The 8,764-nt window shown below is 70.5% G+C and carries 7 protein-coding genes and 1 pseudogene; 3 read left to right on the top strand and 5 right to left on the bottom strand.

Annotated features, from left to right (window positions below; genetic code table 11):
• The first annotated feature begins 1 nt into the window (after nt 1).
• Nucleotides 2–577 (top strand): TetR/AcrR family transcriptional regulator, encoded by a 576-nt coding sequence (locus ACL02O_RS26380; RefSeq protein ID WP_412820857.1) that lies wholly within the window; start codon nt 2–4, stop codon nt 575–577.
• 197 nt (nt 578–774) lie between these two features.
• Nucleotides 775–1,446 (top strand): transposase, encoded by a 672-nt coding sequence (locus ACL02O_RS26385; protein ID WP_412820858.1) that lies wholly within the window; start codon nt 775–777, stop codon nt 1,444–1,446.
• A gap of 1,393 nt (nt 1,447–2,839) precedes the next feature.
• Here the strand turns inward: ACL02O_RS26385 and ACL02O_RS26390 are convergent.
• Nucleotides 2,840–3,472, bottom strand: a complete 633-nt coding sequence (locus ACL02O_RS26390) for a TetR/AcrR family transcriptional regulator (RefSeq protein ID WP_412820859.1) — start codon at nt 3,470–3,472, stop codon at nt 2,840–2,842.
• A gap of 92 nt (nt 3,473–3,564) precedes the next feature.
• Between ACL02O_RS26390 and ACL02O_RS26395 the strand changes: the two genes are divergently transcribed.
• A complete protein-coding gene (locus ACL02O_RS26395) occupies nt 3,565–4,041 on the top strand; it encodes a peroxiredoxin family protein (protein WP_412820860.1) in 477 nt (158 codons plus the stop codon).
• Between the two features lie 170 nt (nt 4,042–4,211).
• Here the strand turns inward: ACL02O_RS26395 and ACL02O_RS26400 are convergent.
• The 4 genes and pseudogenes from ACL02O_RS26400 to ACL02O_RS26415 form a co-directional block, all read right to left on the bottom strand.
• Nucleotides 4,212–4,930: pseudogene (locus tag ACL02O_RS26400) on the bottom strand (IS6 family transposase).
• Nucleotides 4,931–5,024: 94 nt separating this feature from the next.
• Complete coding sequence (gene mqo / locus ACL02O_RS26405; RefSeq protein WP_412820861.1) at nt 5,025–6,515, bottom strand: malate dehydrogenase (quinone); 1,491 nt, start codon at nt 6,513–6,515, stop codon at nt 5,025–5,027.
• Nucleotides 6,512–7,513, bottom strand: coding sequence for an AEC family transporter (locus tag ACL02O_RS26410; protein ID WP_412820862.1), 1,002 nt, complete (start codon nt 7,511–7,513; stop codon nt 6,512–6,514). The genes mqo and ACL02O_RS26410 overlap by 4 nt, the downstream gene beginning before the upstream one ends.
• A 519-nt stretch (nt 7,514–8,032) precedes the next feature.
• Nucleotides 8,033–8,272, bottom strand: a complete 240-nt coding sequence (locus ACL02O_RS26415; protein WP_412820863.1) for a hypothetical protein — start codon at nt 8,270–8,272, stop codon at nt 8,033–8,035.
• Nucleotides 8,273–8,764: the final 492 nt, after the last annotated feature.

The following is an 8,764-nucleotide window of genomic DNA, read 5'->3' on the forward strand; positions in this document are numbered from 1 at the left end:
CATGAGTGACTCGCGCGGCGGCGCGGCCTCCACGCGGCGACGCCGGGACGCGGACAGTACCCGGGCCGCGCTACTAAAGGCCGGCGCTGAACTGTTCGCCGAGCGGGGCTACGACCACGCCACCACCAGGGACATCGGGGAGCGGGCCGGCGTGGACGCCGCCATGATCGCCCGCTACTTCGGCGGCAAGGCGCAGCTGTACATCGCCGTGCTGCGCGAGGAGACGGGCGACGACATCCCCGTGGACATCCTCGACCCGGCCCGCATGCGGCACCTCGTCGACCGTGCCATCCGCCGTGGACCCAGCCCGATCTACCGGGTCACAACCCGGCGGCACGACGATCCGCGGGCGCAGGCGGCGTCGCGGGCGGAGCTGCACAGGCGGATCGTCGGCCCGCTGGTCGCCCGGCTGGCCGCCGATGGAGTGGACCGGCCGCAGGAGAAGGCGGAGGTACTCACCGCCGCGTTCATCGGCGTGCTCACCGCCCGGACCTCTGGCGCATTCGACCGGCTTCCGGACCTCGACGCCGACGATCTGACCTCGCTGCTGCTGGAGCTGCTGCCACCGCGGCACTGACGCCCGACCAGTGACCGCCCGACCGGACCCGTCCGGCTGGTACTGGGCCGCGGACGTCCTCGTCGACGCCGGCGCGCAGGTGCACCTGGCCCACCCGCTTGGGGGTGAAGGGGTTCGCGAAACCGGCGGGTCAAGAACGACGTTCGTGATGCCTTTGATCTTGCGGATCTGCTGCGCATGGGCCGCCTGCCTGAGGCGTGGATCGAGCACCGGCCACCCGCGAGCTACGCGAGTTGGTGCGTCACCGGGCCACGCTCGTCGCGCTGCGCTCAGGCCTCAAGGCCCAGGTCCACGCGGTGCTGGCCAAGTGCTGCGTGAACGTGCCGATGACCGCCCCGTTCGGCGTCGCCGGGCAGCGGATGCTCGACCAGCTGCGCATGCCCGACGTCTACACCGGCAGGGTCGCCTCACTACGCCGGTTGATCGACGCGTTCAGCTTCGAGATCGACCTGTACGCCAAGATGACCGGCGCCCGGCTGTCCACCGACCCCGGCTACACCGCGGTGCAGGCCATCGACGGTGTCGGCCCGATCCTGGCCGCGGTGTTCGTCGCCGAGATCGGTGACGTGCACCGCTTCACCCGCCCCGAGCAGTTGTGCTCCTGGGCCGGGCTGACCCCCCGCCACCGCGAGTCCGACACCAAGATCCGGCGCGGCCGCATCACCAAACAGGGCTCGACCCTCGTGCGGTGGGCCGCCGTGGAGGCCGTCCAACGCGTGCGCCACGGCCCGATCGCCGCCGCTCGGGCCCGTATCGGCGAACACCGCGGCGCGAACATCGGCAAGGTCGCCGCCGCCCGCAGACTCCTCACGCTGGTCTACTACGGCCTCCGCGACGGACACATCCGTTGCCTGGCCGGAGCAGCGTGAGCACCATCCCAGCGCAGCCAGGACGCGAGGCCGACGCAGGTCTGACCCCCACCAGCCGGTGGCGCGGTCGACGCATCTGATTGCCCCCGCCTGGCTGCGGCCGTAACACTCCATGCCGCCCTGCGTCGACGGCCAAGGAATGACGGGCATCCGGACCCCCGGCCACGCCCTCGTCCACACCGAACGACGTTGGAGAACACGGCCACCGCACAACTCGACACCCCCGGTTCCTGAAGGCCGATCCGGACGAGGCCGTTGGGCTGCGCGAGCAGTACGCAGAGATCACGACCGGCCACCACATGGACAAAAGCACTGGATCACGGCAGCAGGTGGGCCCAGTCTCGACGAGAACCTGGTGAAGGAACTCGTCACCGACTCCTACCGGCTCGTGGTCGACAAACTCCCGAAATCCAAGCGGCCCGTGGATCCGAGCACGAACCCGGCCGCCTGAAACCCGAAACACGCACGAACAGAATCAACACAGAAGGACAAATCATGATCGGACTCGGTGTTCGAGCCGCCAACGGCCCTCTGGAGATCCTCGGCCTCCCGTGCTGGCTGTTCTCGGCCGTGTCGGTGTGCGCGTGTCCGTGCCGGATTTGCTTGGCGCGCACGACGACTGGCGTGGGCTCGACCTCTCCGGTCACGCGCGGCTCGCTGAGGTACGCCGCCGGTGTTCCGGCCTGCACCTCACTCGAGCTGGACTCGTGTTCTCCGCGCTCGTCGCTGGCATCTTCGGGCAGAAGACGACCGGTCGGCAGGCGCACCATTCCTGGCGCTACCTCGTCGTCCGCTACGGCTCTGCCGTGCCGGGACCGGCGCCGCACGGTCTGCGAGTCAGCCGAGCGCGCAGGAGTGGAGCCTCATCCCATCCTGGGCCTGGCACCGCGCCGGTGTACAGCCGTCACAATCCCGCACAGCCATCGCCGCGAGCAGAGTCGCCGCCTCCGTGGATCGTCTGGCAAGTCTCGACGCCGGCGACGAGCGCGTCGGCGCCGGTCTGCGCAGCATCCCCGGCGTCGGCGTGTGGACAGCGGCCGAAACCACCCAGCGGTCCCACGGCGATCCGGATTCGGTGAGCGTCGGCGACTACAACCTTGCAAAGGAGGTCGGCTGGGCGCTCACCGGCAGCCCCGTCGACGATGACGGCATGCTCGAGGTGCTCGAGCCGTGGCGTGGGCACCGGCAGCGAATCGTGCGGCTCATCGGCGCGCCAGCGGATTCCGCAAACCCCGATTCGGCCCGCGTATCACGATTCAGGACCATCGCGTCCACTGACGACTCCGCGGCCGAACCGCCCACGCATCGGCACAGGCACGGGGCGCGGTCACGACGCGCCTTGCTCGGTGTCGCCCACCGGTTCGGGACAGCCGCCGGCGATGGCCCCCGTCCGTCATCCGCGCCGCCGTCCGCTGGGCGTGAGGGTGTTGATGTGCGCGATGGCCATGTCAAGGGCCCGGGCCAGCGGTCGGGCGGTCCGCCGGGTCTTGGCCAGGAGCAGGCCGCCCTGCAGGGCGGCGATGAGCGCCTCGGCGAGGGCCGCGGGATCCGCCTCGGACACCAGTTGCCCGTCGGCCCGCATCGCGGCCAGTCCATCGGCCAGCCGCGCCTCCCACCGCCCGAACGAGGAATCGAGGACACCACGGGTGTTCTCGTTCCGGTCGGCCAACTCGTTGGCCAACGAACCGAGCGGGCACCCCCCGATCCAGCCAGCAGCCTCCTGGGTCGCGACGACCAGATCCCGCCAGCGCCGAAGACCCTCGATCGAGTCGAGGTCGTCCAGTTCGGCGCGCTGAGCCTCCAGAATGCGGCTGGTCTGTCGGTCGATCACCGCCCGCAGCAGGTCGTCCTTGTCGGCGAAGTAGTGGTAGAGCTGCGATTTGCTGACCGCCGCCTCGGCCATGACCTCGTCCAGGCTGGTTCCGGCGGCGCCCTGGCGGAAAACCAGGGTGGCTGTCACCTCGATGATCCGCTCCCGGGTCCGGGCACCGCGGGCGGTCAGCCTGGTGGACCTCGTCGCTGTCATGCCCGTCACGATAGCTTAACTGGACTTGTCAGTCCAGTTTTCGTGGCGTTGACTCAATCGTGATCGTGGACCGGCTGACAAGGAGACGCACCATGGCTCGACTCGACAACGGCCAGACCTTCCCGACCCTCGAGGTGCCCCGTACCGGCGGGGGCACCCTCCGGCTGCCCGACGAGTTCGCCGGGCACTACGGCGTCGTACTGATCTACCGGGGCTCCTGGTGCCCCTACTGCAACACCCAGCTCGCGGCGTTCCAGCGCGCCACCGACACCCTCACTGCACTCGACGTCCGGGTCGCCGCGCTCTCCGTCGACGATGAACCAACCACCAAGGCGCTGGTCGACAAGCACCACCTCGCGTTCCCCGTCGGCCACAGCGCGGACGCCGAGCAGGTCGCCGCCCTGACCGGCGCGTACCTCAACGACGACCCCCGTCACCTGCAGTCGACCGGCTTCGTCCTCGGCCCGGACGGCTCCGTACTCAACGCCGTCTACTCCAGCGGCGCCATCGGCCGCCTCGTACCGGAGGACGTCGCCGGGCTGGTGCGCTACCTGCGCTCCCACGCCTGACACCACGGCCCCGCCGCGGCCGGCCATGCTGGAGTGCGCGCACAGACACCCCATCGTGGCCGCGCCTGCCGCGGCGCCGCGGAGCCGCCGAACAGCGCGACCGCTGCGCGAGCACCGGCGCTGTTGCGTTGACAGATCGGCAGATTCGGTGAACCGGCGTTGCGCTTGGTTCAGATCGCACTGGCCAGCTCGGCGAACGCCGCAGCGACCCGCGTGGCGGGTGGGGTGTCGACGGCGAGTTCGTAGTGTCCGCGGCGCAGGTTCCGCATGAAGGCGTGTCCGGCGATGATCACTTGGGCTGTCCGGCCGTTGCGTAGTCCGCGCATCGGTCTGAGGCGATGCTTGAGCTGGCTGTGGTCGGCTTCGATCGGGTTGTTGGCGTACCGCTCGACGTGGTGCCAGGCCTGCGGGATGAGTTCGTCGAGCACGCCGGGGTAGATCGCAGCGGCGTCGGTGACCACCTCGGCCGGTGCCACCTTCAACGTCGACAGCGCCCGTCGGAAGAACCGCCGGGCGGCAGCGGCGTCTCGCGGGCCGCGACGAGCACATCGATGACCTGGCCGTACTGGTCGGCGGCCCGGTAGACGTACCGCCAAACTCCGTTGACCTTCACGTATGTTTCATCGACGAACCAGCGGTCACCGGGTGAGTGACGGCAGAACTGGGCGGCATCGGCCAGCAGCGGTGTGAAATGCTGCACCCACCGAAACACCGTCACGTGGTCGACCTCGACCTCGCGCTCGGCCAGCAACTCCTCCACGTCCCGGTAGGACAGGTTGAACCGCAGATACCAGCGGACCGCGAGAAGGATCACCTCGGGCGGGAACCGGAACCCAGCGAACGCCGACCTCGGTGGTGACCAGGACGAGGCACGAGATGGTGACCTCACCGGTCCAGCCTGACCACGCCGGTCAAGCCTCCTCCGATCATGCTCACGCTGAACGCAACAGAGCCCGCCGATCCCTTCCCGTGGACCGTCGTGCTCACTCCGGCAGCAGCCCGAGCACCCGGCGGGCCCGCGTCACCTCCTCGCCGAGCCGGTCGGGGCCGAGCTGCCGCACCGTCTGCGTCGACGGCGCGAGCCGGTCCAGTTGTGGCGCCCACTCCGGCATGCGTTGCGGAAAGCTCGCCGCGAGCACGTCGAGCATCGTCGACGCGGCGGTCGAGGCACCCGGCGACGCGCCGAGCAGGGCGGCCAGCGAGCCACCCGCGGAGGTGACGATCTCGGTGCCGAATCCGACCGTGCTGCGGCCGCCGGTCTTCTTGAGGACCTGAACTCGCTGCCCTGCGGTCATCAGCGTCCAGTCGTCCCCGCGCGCCGACGGCACGAACCGGCGCAGCGTGGCCGTTCGGGCATCCGCGGACTGGGTCACCTGCCGGATCAGGTAGGTCACCAGCGAGCGGTTGTCCCGCGCTGCGGCCATCAGGACGGGGAGGTTGCCGGGCCGGACCGATCGCACGAGGTCGGTCAGCCGGCCCCGGGTGAGGAAGCGGGGCGAGAAGGCCGCGAACGGTCCGAAGAGCAGCGCCTCCTGACCGTCCACCACCCGCAGGTCGAGATGCGGTACCGAGATCGGCGGGGCGCCCGGAGCCGCGTGCCCGTACACCTTTCCCCGGTGGGCGGCCACCATCTCGGGCCGGTCGGCGCGCAGGAACTGACCGCTGATCGGGAAGGCGCCGTACCGCCGGATCTCCGGGACCTGGGCCGATTGCAGCAGCGGCAGCGTGCCGCCCCCGGCCCCGACGAAGACGTACGGCGCCCGCAGCCGCCGGCGATGCCCCGTCCTGCGGTCGCGGACCTGCACCACCCAGGCCTCCCCGCGCCGGCGCAGGGCCGTGACCTCCTGGCGCGTCCGCACGACGCCGCCGCGCTGCTGCAGGGCCGACAGCAGCTGCCGGGTGAGGACGCCGAAGTCGACGTCGGTCCCCTGCGCCGAGCGGGTGACCGCCACCGGTTCGTTCCCGTTCCGGCCCTCGAACATCAGCGGCAGCCACGAGGCGAGGACGTCGGGGTCCTCGCTGAACTCCAGGCCGGCGAAGAGCGGGTGGCCCCGCAGGGCCTCCCACCGGGCCTGCAGGTACGCCACGCCGTCCGCACCGCGACCGAAGCCGAGGTGCGGGACCGAGTGGATGAACGCCTCGGGCGGCCCGAGCACCCCCCGCTCCACGAGACGGGCCCAGAACACCAGAGATGAGACGAACTGCTCGCCGATCCGCACGGCCCTCGACACGTCCACCGTGCCGTCAGACCGCCGCGGCGTGTAGTTGAACTCGCAGAGCCCGGCGTGGCCGGTGCCGGCGTTGTTCCAGGCGCTGGAGCTCTCCAGCCCAGCCTCGTCGAGCCGCTCGACGACGGTGATCCGCCAGTCCGGCTGCACCTCGCTCAGCAGCACGCCCAGAGTCGCGCTCATGATCCCGCCGCCGACGAGGACGACGTCCCAGTCCTCGCCCGGGCCGCTCCTCGACACGATCACACTCCCCACGCTAGGAGCCCGCGACGACGCCTGTCCAAGTCTGCACGGGTATGGGTAGATATTCCTACGATATCGCGATCAGCCGAGCAGCACGGCGATCCCGACCAGCACGGGAACGGACAGGACGGTGGTAAGCAGCACGACGTCCCGCGCCAGCAGTGCCCCGGTCGTAGGACGACGCGTAGACGAACACGTTCTGCGCCGTCGGCAGGGGTCGAGGTGACGGTGACCGCCAGCAACGCCACTCCCAAGAGGCCGGCGACCCACCGGCCGAGCCCGTAGGCCAGCACCGGCTGGACGAGGGTCTGAACGCCACGGCCAGCCACACCCGGGGCGCTGTCGCCGGAGGCGGGGCGGGGTGCACCGTGCAGGCTCATGCCGTACGCCAGCAACGCCGCGGGAACCGCGAGCGCGGCGGTGAGCTTAACCGGCTCCAGCACCAGCGACGGCAGGTCCACGCCGATGGTCGCGACGAGCACACCCAGGCCGCAGACCACCGCGACCGGTCTGCGGAGCGGCTGGGTGAGCAGCCGCCAGCGGGGCGGGCGTCGCCCGCCGTGTGCGATCCGGCCAGCACGGCAGCCCACCGGTGCCATGACCAGTACCTGGAACAGCAGCACCGGGGCCACGAACGACGCGTCACCGAGGACGTACACCGAGATGGGGATGCCCAAGTTGCCCGCGTTGACGTACGACGAGGCGAGCGCACCGGTCGTCAGCTGGGCCGGCGATAGCTGCCAGCGCGACCGGGCCAGCGCCGCGTACAGCAGCGCGCTGAGCGCCGCGCTGCCCGCGGTCGCCACGAGGGCGGCCGACAGGAGCGCCGCCGGATCGGCCTCCGCGAGCATGAGCAGCAGCAGGGCGGGCGTCGCCACGAAGTAGGACAACCGCAACAGCACGCCACCGGCGTCGGCACCCAGCGTGCCCGTCCGACCGAGGACCCAGCCGACGGCGATCACTGCGACCAGGGCGGCGAAGCCGCCGACGACCGCGTTCACCCGGCCACGCGTGCGGCTGCGTACACGCGACCGCGGCGGGCACGGCGTCCGCCAGCCGCCCGAGGGCGTCCGGCGGTGCCTGCGGGAGGTACAGGCTCGGCTCGCTCAGCTCCAGCTCCGGCAACACCGGCCCGCCGGAGGCGTCCGCCACCAGGTCGATCCGCGCGTACAGCGGCGCAGCGGCTCCGGGAGGCACCAGCTCCGGGACGGCGTCGAAGATCGCCTGGGCCACCTCACGCTGCTCCGGCGTGGGCGCCTGGGGCCGGAGGTCCCCGCGGCTGTCGCGGTCCTGCCGCACGCCCTCGCCCCGACGGAGCAGCGGCCCCTTGCGCAACGCGTGCGAGAAGCGCCCGCCGATGAACAACATCGCCGTCTCGCCGGCGCCGTCCACACTGTCCACGTACGGCCGAACCATCGCGGTCCGGCCCGCCCTCATCAGCCCGCCGGCGTGCGCCAGGACGTCGGCCGCATCCGACCACCGCGCGTCGTCCCGCGAGCCAGCGGAGACCGATGGCTTTACTACCCCTGCTCTGCGCCTGGCAGCTCAGCCGCGGTCTTGGGGTCCCAGACCGTGGGCACCACCGAGAGCCCCATCTGTTCGACGTCGCGCAGGTGGGTCTTGTCGGTGTTCCAGCGCAGCACCTCGGCGGGGTTGCGCAGCCGCGGGACCGATGCCGCCCAGGTCAGGAACTCCTGCGGCCGCCAGGCGTAGTCCCAGCAGGAGCGGACGACCGCGACGCCGCGGGCGTCCCACTCCACGGCCGGGTCGTCTCATGTAAGGACGACGTTGACGGCCAGCCTGGCCTTGTGGGTGCCGAAAACTCAGTCACCATCATTCACCTGCCACTTCGCCGACGATCACTAGCCGGGTCCGTTGTTGATCTGAACGGGTTCAAGGATCCTGCCCTGACTCATTGAACCTATTCAAGTTACGAACCGGGTTGTCGTGTTCCGCGGTACAAATCTGCTGCTCACAGCCGCGTCGACAACGCCCGCAACTCGCGCTGCTGCGTCAACGTCAACGTCCGATCGACCGCCACAAACTCGTAATACTGGTACTCACTCACCGCCGGACCCCTTCCGCCTTGGTGATCAGCGATCGTCGGCGTGAGCACGCCATGCCCGAGCAACAACACGGAGCAAGCCGGAACATGCCGGCGGGCACGCCCACCACCACCCCAGCCATCAACTCACATCAACGAAAGATGTTCGACGTAGCCAACCGAAGATCACGGCCGTAGATCCAGGCTT

Origin of the sequence: Micromonospora mangrovicola, from assembly GCF_047200535.1 — a bacterium.
Classification (GTDB): domain Bacteria; phylum Actinomycetota; class Actinomycetes; order Mycobacteriales; family Micromonosporaceae; genus Micromonospora.

Excerpts from the sequence above, each read along its gene's own strand:
- ACL02O_RS26380 (WP_412820857.1), top strand. The coding sequence starts at position 2 with ATGAGTGACTCGCGCGGCGGCGCGGCCTCCACGCGGCGACGCCGGGAC.
- ACL02O_RS26390 (WP_412820859.1), bottom strand. The coding sequence starts at position 3,472 with ATGACAGCGACGAGGTCCACCAGGCTGACCGCCCGCGGTGCCCGGACC.
- ACL02O_RS26395 (WP_412820860.1), top strand. The coding sequence starts at position 3,565 with ATGGCTCGACTCGACAACGGCCAGACCTTCCCGACCCTCGAGGTGCCC.